This is a genomic window from Stenotrophomonas sp. YJH_SMC_54, assembly GCF_059368435.1.
Genome location: NZ_JCAFRS010000010.1, coordinates 1 through 21,190 on the forward strand (window position 1 = coordinate 1; position 21,190 = coordinate 21,190).

The 21,190-nt window shown below is 66.9% G+C and carries 18 protein-coding genes and 3 pseudogenes; 11 read left to right on the plus strand and 10 right to left on the minus strand.

The genetic code is table 11. From position 1 onward, the window contains the following. A pseudogene (locus AC5P5S_RS12630) lies at positions 1–122 on the plus strand (IS110 family transposase); the annotation flags it as partial. Between the two features lie 11 nt (positions 123–133). Here the strand turns inward: AC5P5S_RS12630 and AC5P5S_RS12635 are convergent. From AC5P5S_RS12635 to AC5P5S_RS12655, 5 genes are all read right to left on the minus strand, one after another. Continuing rightward, on the minus strand, positions 134–1,060 hold the full coding sequence (locus AC5P5S_RS12635; protein WP_062607785.1) for a DUF6607 family protein: 927 nt from the start codon (positions 1,058–1,060) through the stop codon (positions 134–136). Between the two features lie 73 nt (positions 1,061–1,133). Continuing rightward, complete coding sequence (locus tag AC5P5S_RS12640) at positions 1,134–1,733, minus strand: Hemin transport protein (RefSeq protein WP_495276321.1); 600 nt, start codon at positions 1,731–1,733, stop codon at positions 1,134–1,136. A gap of 4 nt (positions 1,734–1,737) precedes the next feature. Then, positions 1,738–3,981 carry a TonB-dependent hemoglobin/transferrin/lactoferrin family receptor gene (locus AC5P5S_RS12645; protein ID WP_425528519.1) on the minus strand — a complete coding sequence of 748 codons (2,244 nt, stop codon included), beginning with the start codon at positions 3,979–3,981 and terminating at the stop codon, positions 1,738–1,740. 153 nt (positions 3,982–4,134) lie between these two features. Then, positions 4,135–4,329, minus strand: coding sequence for a hemin uptake protein HemP (gene hemP, locus AC5P5S_RS12650; RefSeq protein WP_005412278.1), 195 nt, complete (start codon positions 4,327–4,329; stop codon positions 4,135–4,137). Between the two features lie 303 nt (positions 4,330–4,632). Then, positions 4,633–5,604 carry an aldo/keto reductase gene (locus AC5P5S_RS12655; protein WP_062607870.1) on the minus strand — a complete coding sequence of 324 codons (972 nt, stop codon included), beginning with the start codon at positions 5,602–5,604 and terminating at the stop codon, positions 4,633–4,635. Between the two features lie 193 nt (positions 5,605–5,797). On the opposite strand from AC5P5S_RS12655, the gene AC5P5S_RS12660 reads away from it, so the two are divergent. Then, positions 5,798–7,096 carry a NupC/NupG family nucleoside CNT transporter gene (locus AC5P5S_RS12660; protein WP_005408115.1) on the plus strand — a complete coding sequence of 433 codons (1,299 nt, stop codon included), beginning with the start codon at positions 5,798–5,800 and terminating at the stop codon, positions 7,094–7,096. 25 nt (positions 7,097–7,121) lie between these two features. Beyond that, positions 7,122–8,087: a ribokinase gene (locus tag AC5P5S_RS12665; protein ID WP_005408114.1), complete on the plus strand. Its 966-nt coding sequence runs from the start codon at positions 7,122–7,124 to the stop codon at positions 8,085–8,087. A 65-nt stretch (positions 8,088–8,152) separates the two neighbouring features. Here AC5P5S_RS12665 and AC5P5S_RS12670 read toward each other — a convergent pair whose 3' ends face one another. Further along, complete coding sequence (locus AC5P5S_RS12670) at positions 8,153–9,373, minus strand: MFS transporter (protein ID WP_049397448.1); 1,221 nt, start codon at positions 9,371–9,373, stop codon at positions 8,153–8,155. A 92-nt stretch (positions 9,374–9,465) separates the two neighbouring features. Between AC5P5S_RS12670 and AC5P5S_RS12675 the strand changes: the two genes are divergently transcribed. The 6 genes from AC5P5S_RS12675 (at position 9,466) to AC5P5S_RS12700 (ending at position 15,948) form a co-directional block, all read left to right on the plus strand. Further along, the gene (locus AC5P5S_RS12675) at positions 9,466–10,383 is read left to right on the plus strand and encodes a LysR family transcriptional regulator (RefSeq protein ID WP_049397460.1); all 918 of its coding nucleotides are present in this window, start codon (positions 9,466–9,468) and stop codon (positions 10,381–10,383) included. A 109-nt stretch (positions 10,384–10,492) separates the two neighbouring features. Continuing rightward, positions 10,493–10,924 carry a hypothetical protein gene (locus AC5P5S_RS12680; RefSeq protein WP_005408111.1) on the plus strand — a complete coding sequence of 144 codons (432 nt, stop codon included), beginning with the start codon at positions 10,493–10,495 and terminating at the stop codon, positions 10,922–10,924. Between the two features lie 147 nt (positions 10,925–11,071). Then, complete coding sequence (dusB, locus tag AC5P5S_RS12685; protein WP_012479176.1) at positions 11,072–12,067, plus strand: tRNA dihydrouridine synthase DusB; 996 nt, start codon at positions 11,072–11,074, stop codon at positions 12,065–12,067. Positions 12,068–12,124: 57 nt separating this feature from the next. After that, positions 12,125–12,952: a class I SAM-dependent methyltransferase gene (locus AC5P5S_RS12690; protein ID WP_043035378.1), complete on the plus strand. Its 828-nt coding sequence runs from the start codon at positions 12,125–12,127 to the stop codon at positions 12,950–12,952. Between the two features lie 255 nt (positions 12,953–13,207). Then, a complete protein-coding gene (locus AC5P5S_RS12695; RefSeq protein WP_223846472.1) occupies positions 13,208–14,941 on the plus strand; it encodes a DUF3292 domain-containing protein in 1,734 nt (577 codons plus the stop codon). Further along, a complete protein-coding gene (locus tag AC5P5S_RS12700; protein WP_049459457.1) occupies positions 14,938–15,948 on the plus strand; it encodes a glycosyltransferase family 2 protein in 1,011 nt (336 codons plus the stop codon). The genes AC5P5S_RS12695 and AC5P5S_RS12700 overlap by 4 nt, the downstream gene beginning before the upstream one ends. A 50-nt stretch (positions 15,949–15,998) precedes the next feature. Here AC5P5S_RS12700 and AC5P5S_RS12705 read toward each other — a convergent pair whose 3' ends face one another. The 3 genes and pseudogenes from AC5P5S_RS12705 to AC5P5S_RS12715 all read right to left on the minus strand — a co-directional run. Further along, positions 15,999–17,057, minus strand: coding sequence for a metal-dependent hydrolase (locus tag AC5P5S_RS12705; RefSeq protein ID WP_062607791.1), 1,059 nt, complete (start codon positions 17,055–17,057; stop codon positions 15,999–16,001). A gap of 150 nt (positions 17,058–17,207) precedes the next feature. Then, positions 17,208–17,684, minus strand: a pseudogene (locus AC5P5S_RS12710) (UDP-2,3-diacylglucosamine diphosphatase); the annotation flags it as partial. Further along, positions 17,678–18,565: pseudogene (locus tag AC5P5S_RS12715) on the minus strand (1-acyl-sn-glycerol-3-phosphate acyltransferase); the annotation flags it as partial. The pseudogenes AC5P5S_RS12710 and AC5P5S_RS12715, both read right to left, overlap by 7 nt. Positions 18,566–18,888: 323 nt before the next feature. Between AC5P5S_RS12715 and metK the strand changes: the two are divergent. Together metK and AC5P5S_RS12725 are read left to right on the plus strand one after the other, a co-directional pair. Then, a complete protein-coding gene (gene metK / locus AC5P5S_RS12720; protein ID WP_005408103.1) occupies positions 18,889–20,100 on the plus strand; it encodes a methionine adenosyltransferase in 1,212 nt (403 codons plus the stop codon). Positions 20,101–20,263: 163 nt separating this feature from the next. Next, the gene (locus AC5P5S_RS12725; RefSeq protein WP_005415314.1) at positions 20,264–20,770 is read left to right on the plus strand and encodes an acyl-CoA thioesterase; all 507 of its coding nucleotides are present in this window, start codon (positions 20,264–20,266) and stop codon (positions 20,768–20,770) included. A 30-nt stretch (positions 20,771–20,800) separates the two neighbouring features. Here AC5P5S_RS12725 and AC5P5S_RS12730 read toward each other — a convergent pair whose 3' ends face one another. Then, positions 20,801–21,169: a hypothetical protein gene (locus tag AC5P5S_RS12730; RefSeq protein ID WP_140416085.1), complete on the minus strand. Its 369-nt coding sequence runs from the start codon at positions 21,167–21,169 to the stop codon at positions 20,801–20,803. Between the last annotated feature and the right edge of the window lie 21 nt (positions 21,170–21,190).

Below are 21,190 nucleotides of genomic sequence, written 5' to 3' on the forward strand. Positions count from 1 at the left end.
ACGCTGGCCTGAAGGCCAAGGGCAAAGCGAGCAAGGTGGCGCTCGTGGCGGTCATGCGCAAAATGCTGGTGATCCTCAACGCCCGTAAGCGAGACGCCGAGGTGGCCCTCGGCTGCCCCTGACAAGACAGTTGCTACTGGGCCTTTTCCACGTACTTGGCGAACACTTCGTCGATCTGCGTGTCCTTCACCTTCTTGCCGGACTGGATCGCTTCGGCCTGGGTGAACAGCGGAATGATCATCGCCATGCCGTCGATCCTGGTCTTCAGGTGCACGCCCGGGGCCTGGGTCAGGAAACCGTCCCAGCGCTGGCGCACCTTGGCCCAGTAACCGGCGGTGGCCTTCCAGTAGTTGCGCGCCGGGGTGAAGTCGACCTCGGTGGTCTTCACGTAGTCGTTGAAGCCGAACTCGCGTGCGATCTCCACCTGGCTGCCATCGGCGTTGCGCTGCACCTTGGTGTTGAACTGTTCGTGGGTCCAGCCGTTCGGGGTCAGCGTATGGCGGTTGACCACAGCCAGCGCGTTGTAGTCGCTGCGCTTGGTGTACTCACGGCGCGGCAGCGGGCGCCAGCTCAGATCGCTGGTCCAGCTCGGCACGTTGTTGGTGTAGGTCCAGGTGCCGGTGCCGCAGTAGCGCGGTGCGTCGCTCACTTCGTACACGCACTGGGTCCAGGCGCCCTGGTTCACCGCCGACGGAATACTGCGCACCTTCCAGGTCTGGTCGGCGCTGAACTCGAAACGGTTCGGTGCTTCGTACACCCAGTCCTGGCGCCAGTGCTTGGTGATGTGGCCGCTCTTTTCATCCAGCAGCAGGTGCTGCAGCACGATGCGCTTCGGGGTGTCCTCAACCACGATGACCACTTCGCTGCCGCCGCTGCGCATCGCCGGTGCACGCTCGTAGCCCGGCTTCAGCAGCACGGTCTCGTCGAAGGCGAAGTCCACGGTGTACTCACCCTGCATGGCGAGGATGCTGTCGTGGTCGCGGGCGATATCGGAGGGCTGCGCGCTGGCCACGCCGCTGGCGGCGAGCAGCAGCATGGCGCTGGCTGTCTGGAGCTTCATCGGGGTCTTCCTTCGGGGTTGCAGATTCATTGAGGGGCCATCCGTGGCCAACGGGCGTTCCATCAGGAGAGGGTCACAGGCGGATCAGCGGCAGGTCGCCGGGAATCTGGGGCGCCGGACGCCGGGCGGCGTCGGCACAGCAGCAGTCGTCGATCGCCAGCTCGCCTTCAGCACCTTCCAGGCGTGCGATGCGGCGCGCGGTGGCCGCGCCCAGCGAGGACAGGGTCGACAGACTGGCGGCCAGCGTGCGTCCGGCGTCGGCGGCATGCAGGCGCAGCGCGCACAGGCGCCAGCGCTGGCCGCCAAGATGGCCGGCCAAACGCCGCCACAGGCGTTCGCCAACGCTCGCCTCGCTATCGTGTTCCGGTCCCGGCGGCAGCGCCGCGACCAGACGGTCCCAGGCCAGGAAATCGCTGTCGGGCAGCAGGTACAGGCGCCACACGCAGCGGCCGCGGCCATCAAGGAAGCACAGGCTTTCGCGCAGGCCCTCGCTGTCCACGCCCTGACAGGCGTGTACGCGTACGGCCTGGCGCCAGCCGCCCAGCTCGTTGCCGTCGGCGTGGTACAGGCACAACACGGTGCCGAGCGTGGCCAGCTGTGCCGGGGTCGGCCAGGCCGCGCTGTTCGGCGCGGCGATGGAGTCATTCCTGCGTGCGGACAGTGCTCGGCTCATGAGGTCACCAGGAAACGGCAAGGCTGGCGGAGAAGGTGCGGCCCGGGCTGCTGAAACGATCGCTCAGTGCGCGATCGCTGATCAGGCTCGGGGTGATCGACGACCATTCGATGTAGCGCTTGTCGGCCAGGTTGAACACGCCGACATTGAAGGTGGCACCCGGCGCGAAGTTCCAGTGCGCCATCAGGTCCAGCACGCCGTAGCCGGCCGGCTGGTAGACGAACGGCGCCGGTGCGTTCGGATTGGTCTGCGCCGCAGGCGGCGGCAGGCGCTTCTTGCGCTGCACGAAGGTACCGGCCAGTTCGACGCCCCAGGTATCGGTGTCGTACATCAGGCCCAGCGTGCCACGCAGCGGATCGACCGAGGCCAGCGGTTCGTCATCGGTCCGGTTGTCACCACGCGACCATGCCAACGCACTGCGCAGCGCCCAGCCCTTCAGCGCCGGGCTGAGTTCGCCGAACTCGATGCCGGCCTTCATTTCCGCGCCATAGATGCGCGCGTCGGCGATGTTCTGCGACTGGAACACGGTCAGACCCTGTGCGTTGCGACCGGTATCGACGTTGGACTGGATGAAATCCTTGTAATCGTTGTAGTAGCCGCTGACGCTGACGTACGCCGCCGGCGCGATGAAGCGCAGGCCCATTTCGTAACCGTCGCTGGTTTCCGGCTTCAGATCCGGGTTGGCGATGGCGGTATAGCGGAAGGCGACGTTGGTCAGGCCGATGTTGACGTCGTTGTACGGCGGCGAACGGAAGCCACGCGCATAACCGGCGAACAGCGACCATTCGTCGGTGAAGCGCCAGACCATGCCCAGCTTCGGCGACACGCTGGTCTTCTTCAGCTGCGCCACGGCCGTGGTCGGGTTGTCTTCGGCGAAGATGCTGTCCACTTCCGGCTTCAGCTCGTAGCGGTCCACGCGCACGCCCGGCACCAGCGACAGCCGGCCATCGGCAAAGCGCATCTCATCCTGTGCATACAGGCCCAGCTCGGTGGTCTTGCTGATCGGGAAGTCACGCACCGGGAAGGTGTCCGGCAGCACCGTGTTGCTGACCACGCCAGCCTTGCTGACCTGATAGCCGTCGCGCTTCTGGCGGATCTCGGTACGGGTGCCTTCGAAACCGTAGGTCAATGCGTGCTCGACGCTGCCGGTGGTGAACGCCTTGTTGAGCTGCGCCTGCAGGCCATAGGCATGCTGGTCGAAGGAGAACACGCGGTGGCGGCGGGTGCCGTCGGTGCGGGTCTCGTCGGTCTGCTGCCGGGTTTCGCTGTTCTGCGCGTACACCTGCCAATGCAGGCTGTCGGCGAACGGCTGGTCCAGCGCATCCATCTCGTGGGCGAAGGACACGCGGTTGCGCTTCTGGGTGTCGTGGGACTTCATGCCAGTGGCCACAGCCATCGCGCCGGGGCGCGGTGCAACGCTGGCAATCGCCGACAACACATTGGTATCGGTGGTGTCTTCGTTGCCTTCCACGGTCAGGCGGAAGCGCTGGTCCTCGCTGGGTGCATAGACCAGCTTGCTGAGCAGGCTGCGGCCGTCGCGATCCTGCGGATTGGCCGCGGTGCGGGTGTCGTTGTCGCTGCGTACCGTGCCCTTGTTGTCCGTTTCCTGGCCCTGATGGTGGTTGACGTTGACCAGGCCGCTCCAGTGGTCGCCACCGAAGGCGGCGGTGGCACCGCCGAGCAGGCCCTTCCACTCACCGTCGTAGCCGAACTTCAGGCCGAAGTAGCTGTTCTTGCCGTCCTTGAGGTAGTCGGCCGGGTCCTTGGTCACGAACGCGACCACGCCACCGAGTGCGTCGGAGCCGTACAGCGAGCTGGCCGGTCCACGCACGATCTCGACGCGCTTGAGCGTATCGAGGTCGGTGAAGTTGCGGTTGGAACTGGCGAACGAACCGATGTCGAACCGGGTCGGCATGACGATGCCGTCGGTCTGGATGCGCACGCGGTTGCCGTCCAGGCCACGGATGCGGAAACCATCCAGGCCGAAGCGGGTCGCGCTGCGGGTGACCGACAGGCCCGGCTCGTAGCGCACCAGATCCTTGATGTCCTGCACCAGGTGCCGGTCCATCTGCTCACGGTCGATGACATCCACCGTGGCCGCCACGTCGCTCACCGCCCGCTCGGTGCGGGTGGCGGTGACCTGCACCCGATCGAATTCGCGCGCATCGGGGGCAGCAGTGGCAGCAGCGTGGGCGGACAGCGGCAGCGCCATCCAGACAGCAAGGCAAAGGGCGGTATGGCGGGTCATCGGGTTCGTTCGGTCAGGCAGGGGAACCCCCGGTTACCGGCGCACCCGGAAGGTGCACGCGGTAGACCGAGGGGGAGAGAGCGGGAGCGGACGGGTCGCCCACCCTGTCGGCGCTGCCGGCAGGAGGGAGGGAGGCGGGCGACCAGACCGCGATTACTTGGTCAGGATCAGCTTGTCGTTGCTGGTGTGCCGCAGGCGATAGAAGCGGTCGCCGTGCTGGATCAGGATTTCACGACGGCCCTTGAGCAGGGCTTCGCTGTCGATGACCTCTTCCGGCGGAACGACGCGGACCGGACGATCGCGGAGGGTCAGTGTTTCGGGGCGCAGCAGTACAGGTTGAGCATTCATGAGCATCTGGACTCGTGCGAGGGACGAGTTAAATGATAATGATTCTCAGTTGACAATCAACAACCATTCTCAATTTGATTGATGGGATTAATGATCGAATTCCGTAATCCGATAGATCGCATCAATTAAATGGCGACGCAGGTGTGTAGAGTCGACTGTTGGTCGACTGCTGTTGCTCGAAGCAGTCGGTTATTCGAAGCAGTCGACTGACAGGCGACTCTACCGTTCCCGTTCGCGTTCCCGTCCCGTTCCCTCGGCCGAGCCGGCCCGACCGAGGCCCCCAGGCCCGGTCGGCCCCGGGGTTCAGGCGAAGACGGCTTCGACCTCGGCCCAGCCGGCCGCATCGACCTGCTCCAGCACTTCCAACGCCTGCAGGTTCTGCAGCAGCTGGCTGACCCGGCTGGCGCCGAGGATCACGCTGGAAACGTTCGGGTTGCGCAGGCACCAGGCGATGGCCAGCGTGGCCGGGGCGTGGCCCAGCGCGCGTGCCACCTCGCTGAAGCGCCGCACCTGGCCCAGGCGGGCCCCGGCGTCGGCCCCCAGCACCAGGTCCTGCAACCACTCCATGCCTTCCCGCCCCAGCCGTGCATCGGCCGGAATGCCCTGGTCGTACTTGCCGGTGAGCAGGCCCGACGCCAGCGGCGAGAAGATGGTGGTACCCAGGCCGGCACCGGCATACAGCGGCGCGTACTCGACCTCGACCCGCTCGCGGTGCAGCAGGTTGTACTGCGGCTGCTCCATCGACGGGCCCTGCAGGTTGCGCGCCTCGGCGATGTCCAGCGCCTGCTGGATCTGCGCCGCCGACCACTCCGAGGTGCCCCAGTAGAGGATCTTGCCCTGCCGCACCAGGGTGTCCATCGCATGCACGGTCTCGGCGATCGGCGCGTCCGGATCCGGGCGGTGGCAGTAGTAAAGGTCCAGGTAGTCCACCCGCAGGCGCTTGAGTGCAGCGTGGCAGGCGTCGGTCACGTGCTTGCGCGACAGCCCGCGCTGGGTCGGCCGCGGGTCCTTGGCGCTGCCGAAAAACACCTTGCTGGACACGCAGAAACCGTCGCGCGGCAGGCGCAGGTCGGCGATCACGTCACCCATGACCTGTTCGGCACGGCCGTTGGCATAGCCCTCGGCGTTGTCGAAGAAGTTGACACCATGATCCCAAGCGGCGGCCATCAGGTTGCGCGCCTCATCACGCGGGATCTGGTCACCGAAGGTCACCCAGGCGCCGAAGGAAAGGGCGGAAATCGGCAGGCCGGTGGAGCCCAGGCGACGGTATTGCATGCGAATCTCCTGCTGCGGGCCCGCATCCGGGCCGGGATCGACCCCCATTCTACCTGCCGCCGCCAGCCGCAAGCCCTTGCCGTTGCTGGCCTGATCGGTACCGTTGGCCGCGCGCACGCTGCTTTTTCTTGCCCCGGCCCCTGCCCTGCACTAGGCTTCCCGTTTTTCGCGACGCCCCAGGGGAGTCACTCACATGGTCGAAGGTTTGGGCAGGATCGGCTTCGGCCTGTTCGGGTTGGCGGTGCTGATCGGCATCACCTGGTTGTTTTCCAATAACAAGCGCGCGGTTGACTGGAAGCTGGTTGCCACCGGTATCACCCTGCAGATCGCCTTCGCGGCGCTGGTGATCCTGGTGCCGGGCGGGCGCGACGTGTTCGACGCGCTGGGCCACGGCTTCGTCAAGGTGCTGAGCTTCGTCAACGAGGGTTCCGGTTTCATCTTCGGCTCGTTGATGGACACCAAGAATTACGGCTTCATCTTCGCCTTCCAGGTGCTGCCGACCATCATCTTCTTCTCGGCGCTGATGGGGGTGATGTACCACCTGAACATCATGCAGGCGATCGTGCGCGTGATGGCGTGGGCGATCACCAAGGTCATGCGTGTGTCCGGTGCGGAAACCACCAGCGTCTGCGCCAGCGTCTTCATCGGCCAGACCGAGGCGCCGCTGACCGTGCGCCCGTACATCGCCAGGATGACCCAGTCCGAGCTGCTGACCATGATGATCGGCGGCATGGCACACATCGCCGGCGGCGTGCTGGCGGCCTACGTGGGCATGCTTGGCGGCGGCGACCCAGCGCAGCAGGCCTTCTACGCCAAGCATCTGCTGGCGGCCAGCATCATGGCCGCGCCGGCCACCCTGGTCGTGGCCAAGCTGCTGATCCCGGAAACCGGCACCCCGCTCACCCGCGGCACGGTGAAGATGGAAGTCGAAAAGACCTCCAGCAACATCATCGACGCGGCTGCGGCCGGCGCCGGCGACGGCCTGAAGCTGGCGCTGAACATCGGCGCGATGCTGCTGGCCTTCATCGCCCTGATCGCGCTGCTGAACGCCCCGCTGACCTGGATCGGTGAAGTGACCGGCCTGGCTGCGCAGATCGGCAAGCCGACCAACCTGTCGACCATCTTCGGCTACCTGCTGGCCCCGATCGCCTGGGTGATCGGTACGCCGTGGGCCGATGCCACCACCGTCGGTTCGCTGATCGGCCAGAAGGTCGTGATCAACGAGTTCGTGGCCTACACCGAGTTGTCGCAGATCGTGAACGGCCAGGTGGCTGGCGTCAGCCTGTCCAGCGAAGGTCGCCTGATCGCGACCTACGCGCTGTGCGGCTTCGCCAACTTCAGCTCGATCGCGATCCAGATCGGCGGCATCGGTGGCCTGGCTCCGGAACGTCGCCACGACCTGGCCAAGTTCGGCCTGCGCGCGGTGCTGGGCGGTACCATTGCCACCTTCATGACGGCGACCATCGCCGGCGTGCTGACGCACTTCAGTTGAACCCTTGGTTGAGAAAAGATTCCCTATGAGCAGCAGTGTCGTTGTCGTCGGTTCCTTCAATGTCGATCACGTGTGGCGGTGCGAGTCGCTGCCGGCACCGGGCGCGACCATTGCCGGCCGCTACAGCACCGGCCCCGGTGGCAAGGGCTTCAACCAGGCCGTGGCGGCCTGCCGCGCCGGTGCCGAGACGCACTTCGTGTGCGCGCTGGGCGACGACGCCGGTGGCGCCACCGCGCGCGAACTGGCGGCGCAGGATGGTTTCGGCCTCATCGCCGAAGCCAGCAGCGAACCGACCGGCACCGCCGGCATCTACGTCGATGCCCGTGGCCGCAACACCATCGTGATCGGCCCGGGTGCCAACGCTGCGCTGAGCACCGACTTCCTGCAACAGCAGCAGGCCCTGCTGACCGGCGCCAGGGTGGTGCTGGTGCAGCTGGAATCGCCGGTGCAGACCATCGAAGCGGCACTGGCCACGGCCCGCGAGGCCGGCGTCACCACCGTGCTCAACACCGCACCGGCCGATGCCCCCTCGACCATCGGCCTGCTCAAGCTGGCCGATGTGATCACCCCGAACGAGACCGAGTTCGCTGCCCTGCTCGGCCGCCATGTCGGTGAGCGCGTGGATGCCAACGACGTCGCCGCGCTGGATGGCGCCAGCCTGCACGCGCTGTGCCGCAAGCTGGTCGGCAACGGTACCGTGGTGGTCACCCTGGGCTCGGTGGGCGTGTTCGTGTCGCATGCCGACGAGAACCTGCGCGGCGATACCCAGCCGTACTACCGCGTGGGCGCCGAACAGGTACAGGCCATCGACACCACCGGTGCCGGTGACGCCTTCAACGGTGCGCTGGCCGCGTCGCTGGCGCAGGTGGCCGACGCCCCGTTCGCCCGCCACGTGCGCTTCGCCAACCAGTTCGCCGGTCGTTCGACCGAGAAGGAAGGTGCTGCAGCGGCGATGCCGCGCTTCACCCCGGCCGACGCCGAAGCAAAGTAGATCCACGCCATGCGTGGATGAAGAAGCCCGGGTGTGCAGACACCCGGGCTTTTTTTGTTTGCCTTTCAATGAGGCAGATCCACGCCATGCGTGGATGAGCGAGACCGGGCAAGCTGCCGCAGCAGCAGGCCCGCGACGATTGCCAGCAGCGCCACGGCAGCGGCCACCACGCCCAGCGAGGCAAGCCCGAAGCGTTCGATGGCCCCACCTCCCAGCAGCGCGCCGAGGCCGATTCCGGCGTTGGCCGCGGACACATTCAAGGTTCCCGCCAGCGCCTGCGCCTGGGGCGCCGCACGCATCACCCGCACCTGGCACAGCGGGAACAATGCCGTATGCGCCACACCCCACAGGGCCAGTGCGATCAGCACGAACGTGCCGTGGCCGGCCAGCCCGACACTGGCCAGCATGCCCAGCGCCAGCACCGCGCAGAACACCAGGGTCGCGCCCAGCGGCGCACGATCGACCCAGCGCCCACCCAGTGCATTGCCGATCAACCCGACAGCTCCGAAGCCCATCAGCCACCAACCCACCTGTGCCGCCGGTACCTGCATCAGCCGCTCCAGCACATCGGCCAGGTAGGTATAGGCAGCAAACATCGCGGTGAACACCAGCACGGACAGCAACACATCGCCCAGCAACTGCGGCTGGCGCAGCACTCGTGCCTGTTCGCCCAGCGCGCGCCGCGGTCCGGCCACGGTGTCCGGCATCCACACCGCCAGCGCGCCGGCCATCAACAGCGACAGGGCCGCCAACAGCCAGAAGCTGCCGCGCCAACCGAGGGCGTCGGCGGCCAACGTACCCAGTGGGATACCGAACAGCATTGCGGCGGTGATACCCAGGTAGACCCGCGCGACCGCACGACCGCCCTGCCCTGCAGGGGCCAGCTGCGCAGCAGTCTCACTGGCGGTGCCCCAGAACACCGGCAGGGCCAGTGCCGGCAGCACCCGCGCCAGCGCCAGCAGCCACGGCTGCGTGGCCATCGCGGCCAGCGCGTTGGAACCCGCGAACAACAGCAGGATGGCCACGAACAGGCGGCGCCGGCTGACGTGTGACAGCAGCGCGGTCAACGGTGGCCCGGCCAGCATCACGGTGAACGCGAACAAGGTGACCAGCTGCCCGGCGCGGGCGATGCCCAGGCCAAGGTCGCACGCCAGCGCCGGCAACAGGCCAACGATCAGGAACTCGGTGGTGACGATGACGAAGGCGGACACCGCCAGCAGGACAACCGAAAGGCGTGCGCGGCCGTTTGCGTGGACAGCGGCCGCGGCGGAATCGAGGGAGGACATGGGCAGGCATCAGAACAGGGGCCGCCAGCCTATTTCCTCCCCGGATTCCGATTTCTGCTATGTTTTCCATCGATTCCGGACAGAAATTCCCCATGCTTCCCACCGAGCGCCTGCGCGGCATCGAGGCCTTCGTCGCCACCGCCGATGCCGGCAGCTTCACCGCCGCCGCCGAACGCCTGCACCTGACCAGTTCGGCGGTGGGCAAGACCATCGCGCGGCTGGAGGCACGCCTGGGCGCGCGGTTGTTCGAACGCAGCACGCGCCGCCTTCGCCTGACCGAGGCTGGTGAGGGCTTCTATCGCACCTGCGTGCGGGTGCTGGGCGAGCTGGCCGATGCCGAGTCGGTGCTGGTCTCGCACGCAGACGCGCCCGTGGGCCGCCTGCGGGTGGATGCGCCGGCCACCTTCGGGCGCCTCAAAGCCTGGCCGTTGCTGCTGCAGCTGGCCGCCGAGTTTCCACAGTTGCATCCGCAGGTGACCTTCAGCGACCGCTTCAGCGACCTCGCCGAGGACGGCGTCGACCTCGCCGTACGCATCGGCGGTCCCGAGCCGCTGCCCGCCACGCTGGGCAGCCGCCTGCTCGGTTACGAATGCCTGCGCTTCTGCGCCTCCCCGGCCTATCTGCTTCGGCATGGCCAGCCCCGCTCGGCCGCCGAGCTGGCCGGGCATGACGGTGTGCTGTTCGGACGCGCGGACGGCAGCATCGGGCCGTGGCTGGTGGCCGATGGCAGGCAGCGCAGTACACCGCTGCAGGCCCGCGCGCGCCTGGTGGTTGGCAGCGCCGAGGCCCAGGTGGCGGCGGTCGAGGCCGGCTTCGGCATCGCGCAGCTGGCCACCTGGCTGGTCGATGACGCGCTGGCGCGCGGCAGCCTGGTCTCGATCCTGCCATCGCTGGACTGCCGCGGCCTGCCGCTGCGCCTGCTGTGGCCGCAGGGCCGGCAACGGCTGCCACGCGTGGACGTGGCCCTGGACCGTCTTGGCGCCGGGTTGCAGATCGATCCGCCGCGCTGAGCGAAGCGCCATCGGCGGCGGTCGCATCGAACAGCTGCGACTGCCGGTCGCATTGCCCGCATCCCGCCCCTCACCCACCATCCGCGCAGCGTTTCAGCGTGGGCAGGACATGGACGGATTCCCCTGGTTGCTGGTTGCCGCCGCCGGTAGTGCCATCGCAGCCTTGCTGCATATCGGCTGCATTGCCTTCGGCGCCGCGTGGTACAGGTACTTCGGTGCTGGCCAGCGCATGGTCCGGCTGGCACAGGCCGGGCATTGGTGGCCACCGCTGATGACCGCCGGCATCACTGCCGTGCTGGTGGCCTGGACGCTGTACGCACTGGCAGCCGCGGGCTGGCATTCGCCGCTGCCGGCCAGCCGTCTGGTCCTGTCGGGTATCGCCCTGCTGTTGCTGCTGCGCGCGGCGATGGGCTTCGGGTTGGCCCTGCTCCGGCCCGGCTACAACGGCCGGCGCTTCTGGGTGGTCAGTTCAGTGGTCTGCCTCAGCCTGGGGCTGGCCTTCGCGCTGGGTACCGGCCAGGCCTGGCAGAGCCTGGGGTAGCCGCCCACCATCGCCCGTCCGTGGGGGCGGCGGAAGCAACCGTCAAGCATCTGCTGATGCCGGTACGGCATGAGGTCGGTGCCGATCGGCCTGAACCGGACCGCGCCCGACGCGGCCGTACCGCCGCGCGCGCCCTACAATGGGCGCATGCAGATCGGCCCGTACACCATTGCCCCCAACGTCGTGCTGGCGCCCATGGCCGGCGTCACCGACAAGCCCTTCCGCCTGCTGTGCAAACGGCTGGGCGCGGGTCTGGCCGCCTCGGAAATGACCATCAGTGATCCGCGCTTCTGGAACACGCGCAAGTCGATCCACCGCATGGACCATGACGGCGAACCGGCCCCGATCAGCGTGCAGATCGCCGGCACCGAGCCGCAGCAGCTGGCCGAGGCCGCACGCTACAACGTCGACCACGGCGCGCAGATCATCGACATCAACATGGGCTGCCCGGCCAAGAAGGTCTGCAACGCCTGGGCCGGTTCGGCACTGATGCGCGACGAGCAGCTGGTGGCGCGCATCCTCGAGGCCGTGGTCAACGCGGTGGACGTGCCGGTCACGCTGAAGATCCGCACCGGTTGGGACTGCGACCATCGCAATGGCCCGCTGATCGCACGCATCGCCGAGGACAGCGGTATCGCGGCACTGGCGGTGCACGGCCGTACCCGCGACCAGCACTACACCGGCCAGGCGGAGTACGCCACGATCGGCGAGATCAAGGCCGCGCTGCGCATTCCGGTGATCGCCAACGGCGATATCGATTCGCCGCAGAAGGCCGCCTACGTCCTGAAGGAAACCGGCGTGGATGCGGTGATGATCGGTCGCTCGGCGCAGGGCCGGCCGTGGATCTTCCGCGAAGTGGCGCACTACCTGGCCACCGGCGAGGAACTGCCACCGCCATCACTGGCGGAAGTGCGCGACATCCTGCTTGGCCACCTGCACGCGCTGCATGCGTTCTATGGCGAGCCGCAGGGCGTGCGCATCGCGCGCAAGCACCTGGGCTGGTATGCCAAGGACCGGCCGGAGAATGCCGCTTTCCGCGCGGTGGTCAACCGTGCCGAGGATCCGGCCAGCCAGATCGCATTGACCACCGAATACTTCGACCGCCTGATCGCCGGGGAACCGGCGCTGCCTTCGGCGGCCTGAGCCACCAGCCCCGCGTTTGCGAACAGTCGAGCCAGCTCGACGCTACAAGAGCCCACCATGACCCCGCCGATTTCCTCCCCGACCTATCTGCACGGGTTTTCCGGCACCGAGCAGCAGCGCCTGATGACCCAGGCCCGGCTGCTGGAATCGAGCATCTTCGGCCAGATCGACTACAGCGGCGCGCGGCGCCTGCTGGAAGTCGGCAGCGGCGTGGGCGCACAGACCGAGATCCTGCTGCGCCGCTTCCCCGAGCTGCACGTGACCGGCGTGGACCTGAGCGAAACGCAGCTGGCCACCGCGCGCGAGAACCTGGCGCGCACGCCGTGGTGCAGCGACCGCTATACCCTGCAGCAGGCCGATGCCAGTGAGCTGCCGTTCGAGGCACGCAGCTTCGACGCGGCGTTCCTGTGCTGGGTGCTGGAGCACGTGCCGTCACCCGCACGTGTGCTGAGCGAAGTGCGCCGGGTGCTGGCACCGGGTTCGCCGGTGTACATCACCGAAGTGATGAATGCCTCGTTCTTGCTCGATCCGTATTCGCCGCACATCTGGCGCTACTGGATGGCCTTCAACGATTTCCAGTACGACCACGGGGGCGACCCGTTCGTCGGCGCCAAGCTGGGCAACCTGCTGCTGGCCGGCGGCTTCCGCGACGTGCACACCGAGATCAAGACCATCCACCTGGACAACCGCGAGCCGGCGCGTCGCAAGACGATGATCGCGTTCTGGGAACAGCTGCTGCTGTCGGCCGCCGACCAGCTGCTGCAGGCCGGCTCGGTGGACGAGGAAACCGTGGAAGGCATGCGCCGCGAGTTCCGCCTGGTGCAGAACGACCCGAACGCGGTGTTCTTCTACTCGTTCGTGCAGGGCCGCGCGACGGTGTATTGAGGCCTATCCTCGCCACAGGATGGCCTGCGGCTCCGGCGGCAACCGGCTAGAATCCCGCAGTCCCGGCCTCGGAACGGCGCGTGCCGGGATCCCCCTCTATTGCCCTCAGGCATCGGTGTGCGGGTACGTCGCGCATGGATGGACCTTACCTGCGAGCGCATGATGAGTGACAGCGGCCGAACGCCTTTCCCTGCCCAGGACCCGGGCCAGACGGGCGGACTTCGCCCTGGCCAGGTTCGCCTGCTTGCCGGGATCATGGCGCTGCTGTGCATCCTGTATGTCGCGCTCGCACTGACGCCTTCTTCCTACTCGCTGGCCTACGAGTACCTCGGCCTGACCCCGCAGCAGCCGCTGCTCGGTACCGCCCGCTACATCCGCACCGACGAATGGATGGTGTTCACGCCGTACATCCAGATCGCGGTCAACAACGACTTCGGGCAGTTCAATGCGCACTCGGCATACCACGAGTCACTGCGCACCTTCCAGGCGCTGCCGCTGCAGGACTGGGGGCTGCTGTTCAAGCCGTACCACTGGGCGTTCTTCATGCTGCCTGCAGCGAACGCCTATTCATTCTTCTTCATGTTCATGGCCATGGCCTTCCTGAGCGGATGGGCCCTGCTCCTGCGCCAACTGCGGATGCCGGCACTAGCCGCAGTACTGGTTTCGACCACGCTGTTCTTCGCGCCGTTCGTGCAGGTCTGGTGGACCAGTAATGCCGGTGCCTTCGCGCTGGCACCCTGGGCTGCGGTGGCATGGCTGGGCATCGGCCATCGCGCGCTGCGCATCGTGGCCTGCGCCTATGCACTGGCGGCATGGCTGATCGCGGTGTCCTACCCACCTTTCATCATTTCCTCGGTGCTGGCCCTGGCGGTGCTGGTGCTGGCGGTCCGGCGCGATGCCATCACCGTTGTACGTCTGGTCGATGCCGCCATCGCAGGCGCGATCGCACTGGCGGTGTTCGTCGGCTACTTCCACGACATCATCCCGATCGTGCGCAACACGGTGTACCCCGGCCAGCGCCAGAGCGCCGGTGGCGGTGTCGGCCTGACCAGCCTGCTCGCGCACCTCTTCCCGAACCTGATGACCTACCGGTTCGCACCGCTGCCGTTGTTCAAGGCATCCAACGATTGCGAAATCGCGGTGCTGGGCAGCCTGCTGCCACTGTTCACGCTGGTGCTGGCCGATGGCGCACGGCTGCGTGAATGGGCGAAAAGCCATCGCAGCTCCCTGCTGATCCTCGCCGCCGGCCTGCTGTTCATCGCCTGCTGGATCTTCCTGCCTGTGCCTGCCGTGGTTGGCAAACTGACCACCCTGTCGATGGTGCCCCCCGCTCGCGCACTGCTGGCCTTCGGCCTGTTGCTCAACATCGCCTGCGCGATGATCCTGGTGCACTGCGGCGTGCGCCTGCAGCGCTGGCGCCTGCTGCTTCTGGCGGCGTTGCTGATGGTCGGCAGCCTGGCCAAGTTCCTGTTCGGTGAAGGCCAGTTCAGTCGCCTGCACAGCGCTGCCGATGCCATTCCCTACCTGTGCCTGGCCGCACTCGCCGTCGCCGCGCGGCGCCCGCAGTTGTCGGTTCACGCCGCGAGCCTGGTGCTGGCCACGGCCGCGCTGGCCAACCTGCTGGGCAACGGCCTGTTCAATCCCGTGCAGCCGGCCGGCCCGATCTTCGCAATGGACCGCACTGCCGTCCTGCACTCCCTGCAGGCCCGCGGCTCAGCCACCACGACCGAAGGCGCGCTGGTGGCTCCCGGTGGGTTCGGGGCCCTCCTGCCGGGTGTTGGCATTCCCGCCGTGAACCATGTGCTGTACCTGCCACAGATGGATTACTTCCGCCGCTACTTCCCATCCCTGCCCGACGAGCAGTTCGACTTCACCTTCAACCGCTACCACCACATCACCGTAGCGCCTGAGGGCGACGCACCACGGGTGCTGCAGGGGGATCTGGTGGAACTGCCGGCAAAACCCCTGCTGGCCCACCCAGCCCCATGAATCCGATGACCACCACTTCGCCCTCCGCATCCACGCCGGCTCGGATCGCCGTGATCATCCCCTGCTACAAAGTGACCCGCCACGTGCTGTCCGTGCTGGCGGCGATCGATGATGCGGTAACGGCGATCTACTGCGTGGACGATGCGTGCCCCGACGGCAGCGGCCGCCTGATCCAGGCCGAAGCCAACGACCCGCGCATCACCGTGCTGTTCCATCAGCACAACCTCGGCGTCGGCGGCGCGATCAAGACCGGGTACCGCGCGGCCATCGCCGATGGCATGGACATTCTGGTCAAGGTCGATGGCGATGGGCAGATGGACCCGGCGCTGCTGATGGACTTCGTCGCGCCGATCGCCGACGGCCATGCCGACTACACCAAGGGCAACCGATTCTGGAACCTGACCCACATCCGCCGCATGCCCCCGGTGCGGCGCCTGGGCAACCTGCTGCTGTCCTTCATGACCAAGGCTTCGTCCGGGTACTGGCAGGTGTTCGATCCGACCAACGGCTACACCGCCATCCATGCCAAGGTCGCCAGCCACCTGAAACTCGAGGCGGTCAGCGACCGCTATTTCTTCGAGACCGACATGCTGTTCCGACTGAACACCGTGCGCGCGGTCGTGCAGGATGTGGCAATGGATGCCCACTACGGCGACGAAACCAGCAACCTGCGCATTGGTCGCATCCTGGGTGAGTTCACCTTCAAGCACCTGCGCAACACGCTCAAGCGCATTGCCTACAACTATTTCCTGCGCGACCTCAGCATCGCGTCGCTGGAGCTGATCGCCGGCAGCAGCCTGCTCGCCTTCGGGGGGCTGTTCGGGCTGTACCACTGGGTACGGTCGGCCCAGGCCGATGTCGCCACGCCGGTGGGTACCATCATGATCGCCATGGTCGCGCTGATCTCCGGGCTGCAGTTCCTGCTGGCGTTCGTTGGCTTTGACATCGCCAACGTGCCGCGCCAGGTGCTGAACCGTTCGATCAAGCTCAACCGCCAGCCGCAGTAGAGCCACGCCCTGCGTGGCTGTTGTTCGCGCCATCCACGCATGGCGTGGATCTACGGGTGCGCAGCGCCGGTCGCGGATGCTGCCGGCTCGTGCCAGATGCGTTGCCACATCGCGGCCAGCCGGCGCCCGGCGTCGGCGCGTGCTGCCGGGCTGCTGTAGTCCACGCGCAGCTGTTCGGGCACGATCGGCCGCCACTGCCCGCCCACCTGTTCGGCCACGGCGAAGTTGAAGGTGTAATCCGGTTCCAGGCCCATGCGCAGATCACTCAGCACCAGGCGCCCGTCAACGACCTGCGCACGCATGAAGCCGCGGTTGAACCACTGCAGTCGCTGCACCGCCGGAATCGCCTGCGCCTCGCGCAGTGCCTGCACGTTGGAGGGATGGCCTTCGAACTGCATCGGCCCATGATCGGCGACCAGCGAGCGGTCTCCGACCACGTAGCCATTGGGCGTCATCGCCACTACCCGCCATAGCAGCGTGTTGAACGGCATCGGTACCGAGAAGCGCGGCGCATCGGCCAGGCCCATCGCGGCCAGGCTCTGCTGCGCGACGCGGTCGACCTGCGCCTTGGCGATCAGGCCCCAGCCCAGGTATGCGCTGCTGACCAGCAGTGACACGCCCAGCACCTTGCCGACCCAGGGGCGCGCACGACCGAACCAGGCCACTACGCAGCCCAGCAGCAGCCACACAGTGTATGCAGGGTCGATGATGAAGACGCTGGAGCCCATGGTTGGATGTGGCCGCAGCGGCCACCACAACTGGGTGCCATAGACAGTGAACGCATCCAGCACCGGGTGGGTCACCAGCGCCAGCTGGATCGCCCAGAACCAGCGCACCGGTGACTGCGCGACCCGGCCATTTCCAAAGCGCTTGAACAACCACCAGATCAGCGCCGCCACCCACGGCAGCACCAGCAACGAATGGCTGAAGCTGCGGTGCTCGACCATGCTCGCTACCGGGTCGGTGGCGGTGAAGCCGAGCCACAGCGCGTCGAGGTCCGGCAGAGTACCGAGCGCGGCACCGGCCAGCAGTGCCGCACGGCGATGGCCGGGCGGAGCAATGGCAGCGGCGACGGCGCCACCAAGTACGATCTGGGTCAGGGAATCCATGGGCCGATGCTAACGGCTTACGGGCGTGCCGTCTCACTCCCGGACACCGTTTCTGTAGAGTCGACTGTTAGTCGACTGCTCTTCCATCAGGCTGCGGACACCGCGCGCTGCGCGCGATAGTCGACTAACAGTCGACTCTACGGAAACGGGTTACGCCGCCTGTGACAAGCGCGCGCCCGGTAGCTCCACCAAGGTCTGCCCGTTGTGGTCCAGCAGGCGCAGCGCGCCGTCGTGGTCTTCGACCAGCGCGGTCAGGCTTTCCACCCAGTCACCATCGTTCGCATAGACCAGGCCGTCGCGTTCGACCAGCGCGGCGCGGTGGATATGGCCACAGACGATGCCATCCAGGCCACGCCGGCGCACGTCGTCCAGCCCGGCCTGCACGAAGCGCTCGATGTAGCGTTCGGCCGCACCACTGCGCTTTTTCAGGAACTCCGACAGCGACCAGTAGCGCATGCCCAGCCGGCGCCGCACTGCATTCAGCGCCTGGTTGCCGGTGAGGATGCGGTAGTACAGCCAGTCACCGAACTTTTCCTGCAGGCCGCCGAAGTGGGTCACGCCGTCGTAGTCGTCGCCATGCGCGACCAGCAGCCGGCGGCCATCGGCGGTCACGTGGATGGCGCGGCGGCAATCCCAGCGGCGACCTGCGAGGGTGGCACCGGCGCCGCCAGCGGCTCGGGGCCTGCGAAGGCAGCGGCATTGCCGGCCGCGCCATTGCGGCCCAGCGCATACAGCGCGCGGCGTACCGACAGCAGCTGCGCGCCCGGGTCACCGCCCTTGCCCAGCTGCATCGGCTCACCGATGCTCAGGCGCAGCGGGCGGCCGCGGCGGGTGAACATCTCGCGCGCCAGCAGCGCGGTGCCGGCCGGCTTGAACAGGGTCGAGGCGCCGTAGAACAGCGCCGAGTTGCGCGCTTCCACCCGTACCGGCAGCACCGGCGCGCCGGCGGCACGGGCAAAGCGGACGAAACCGCGCTGCCAGCGACCATCGCGGATGCCTCGCAGCGAGAGGCGCGAGACCTCGCCGGCCGGGAACACGATCACGCACTGCTCGGCGGCCAACGCCTCCTCCACAGCGTGCAGGCTGCCACGCTGGGCCTTGCCACCAAGGATGCGCACCGGCAACAGCAGGTCCTGCAGTGGCGCAATCGCCCCCAGCAGGTCGTTGGCCACGATCCGCACATCGCGGCGGATGCGGCCGACCGCGTCCAGCAGGGCCAGCGCGTCCAGTGCGCCGGACGGGTGGTTGGCGACGATCAGCAAGCGACCGGTGGCCGGGATCTTCGCCAACGCGGCCGGATCCACCTGGTACTGGCCATCGATGAACTCCAGCCCGGCGGCGACGAAGCCGAATCCGCGCAATCCTGCACTGCGCTGCAGGAACGCTTCGATCTGGTCCAACCGCGACCAGCGCCCGACGCTGCGAAGCAATGGCCGCGCCAGTTGGCCACGACGGCCATGGAACCAATCGGGAAAGCGTTGCTGGAGACGCTGTTCAAGTTCCTGCATGGCGGATCCACTCATGCCCGGCGGCCGTATTGGCCGACAGCCTGCGCCCGGCAGGCGGCAGCCAGATGGCGGTTTCGGGGCAGAACGATGACGGTCGTCCCCGGCCGGAGGGGCCGCAACCGCCCCCCTCGCCACCCGGCCCGCCGTCACACTGGTGGAACACTGGGCCTCGAGGCCGGGGCCCAATCCCGTCAGGACGGCCCTTGCCGGGCCTACGCGGGCTTAACCACCGGCAACCGGTACAGGTTCACAATGCACAGGCGGCGCACCCCGTGTATCATGCGCGCCCATCTTTCCATCCGAATCAAGGGATATTACGCCTGATGTCCAGCTATCTCTTCACCTCCGAGTCGGTCTCCGAAGGCCATCCGGACAAGGTTGCCGACCAGATCTCCGATGCGGTGCTGGACGCGATCCTGACCCAGGACCAGCGCGCCCGCGTGGCCTGCGAGACCATGGTCAAGACCGGCGTTGCCATCGTGGCCGGTGAAATCACCACCAGCGCCTGGATCGACCTGGAAGCCCTGACCCGCAAGGTCATCACGGACATCGGCTATGACAGCTCCGACGTCGGCTTCGACGGCGCCACCTGCGGCGTGCTGAACCTGATCGGCAAGCAGTCGCCGCACATCGCCCAGGGCGTGGATCGCAAGAAGCCGGAAGAAATGGGCGCTGGCGACCAGGGCCTGATGTTCGGCTATGCCACCAACGAGACCGACAGCTACATGCCGGCCGCGATCCACCTGTCGCACCGCCTGGTCGAGCAGCAGGCCAAGATCCGCAAGAAGAAGAACTCGCCGCTGTCGTGGCTGCGTCCGGACGCCAAGAGCCAGGTCACCCTGCGCTATGAAAACGGCGTGGTCTCGGCCATCGACGCCGTGGTGCTGTCGACCCAGCATGCCCCGGGCATCAAGCAGAAGGACCTCATCGAGGCCGTCCGCGAAGAGATCATCAAGCCGGTGCTGCCGGCCAAGTGGCTGCACAAGGGCACCAAGTTCCACATCAACCCGACCGGCAAGTTCGAGATCGGCGGCCCGGTGGGCGACTGCGGCCTGACCGGCCGCAAGATCATCGTCGACACCTACGGCGGCTGGGCCCGTCACGGTGGTGGCGCCTTCTCCGGCAAGGATCCGTCCAAGGTCGATCGTTCGGCGGCCTACGCGGCCCGCTACGTCGCCAAGAACGTGGTTGCCGCCGGCCTGGCCGACCGTTGCGAAGTGCAGGTCTCCTACGCCATCGGCGTGGCTGAGCCGACCTCGATCTCGGTCACCACCTTCGGCACCGGCAAGATCAGCGACGACAAGATCGAGAAGCTGATCCGCAAGCACTTCGACCTGCGCCCGTACGGCATCATCAAGATGCTGGACCTGATCCACCCGATGTACCAGCAGACCGCGGCCTATGGCCACTTCGGCCGCAAGCCGAAGGAGTTCAGCTACCTCAACGGCGAAGGCGAGACCGTCAACGCCACGGCCTTCTCCTGGGAGAAGACCGACCGCGCCGCCGCCCTGCGCGCCGATGCGAAGCTGAAGTAAAACCGGCTGGTAGAGCCGACCGGTAGAGCCGACTGTTAGTAGTCGGCTGACCTTGAAGAAGGGCCGCGCAAGCGGCCCTTCTGCTTTCTGGTAGAGCCGGCCGCTGGCCGGCTTTTTCATGGCCTCCGGAAACAATCGCGCGGTTGCCGATACAATCCGCCGCATGTCGACCGAACTGAAAACCCACCAGCTGTCCATGACCGTGCTGATGTCGCCGGAAATGGCCAATTTCTCCGGCAAGGTCCACGGTGGTGCGATCCTGCGCCTGCTCGACCAGGTCGCCTACGCCTGCGCCAGTCGTTACGCCGGCAGCTACGTAGTCACCCTGTCGGTGGACCAGGTGATGTTCCGCCAGCCCATCGCGGTGGGCGAGCTGGTCACCTTCCTGGCCTCGGTGAACTACACGGGCACCTCGTCGATGGAGATCGGCATCAAGGTGGTGGCCGAGGACATCCTCAAGCGCAGCGTGCGCCACGCCAACAGCTGCTTCTTCACGATGGTGGCGGTGGACGAGGAAGGCCGGCCGACGCCGGTGCCGCCCCTGCAGCCGGCCACATCCGACGAGAAGCGCCGCCAGGCCGCCGCACAGATCCGCCGCCAGCTGCGCCAGGAAATGGAACAGCGCCATCTGGAACTGCTGGCGTCGAACCCGCCTTCGCCTGAAGAGTGATCGAGTGGCAGCGGTGCTCACTGCACGCCGCTACTCCTCTTCCTCCCGCAGATAGGGCGAACGGTAGCGCTGGATGTTCAACAGCGGATCGGCCTCCGCCAGCGCAGACTCAGCATCCACCGACGACACCAGGTACATGTAGTAGTCGTAACCGAAGTGAACTTCGGCGGTCTCGCTCACCAGCTTGCACCAGATGACGTTGCGCAGCGCATCGCGCGCCACCCGCTCGATGCCGTCCAGATCCAGCGGCTGGCCCTCGTGGTAGTCGCGTGACTCACGCCGTTCAAGTGAATGGATACGCAGCGAATCCACGCCAGCTGCCACGCAGAATCGCCGGATGGCATCGAGATAGGCGTTCTCCACGACCTGGTAATCCTCGAGGGTTACCAACCTGCCCACGTCGCAGAATTCGGTCCATTC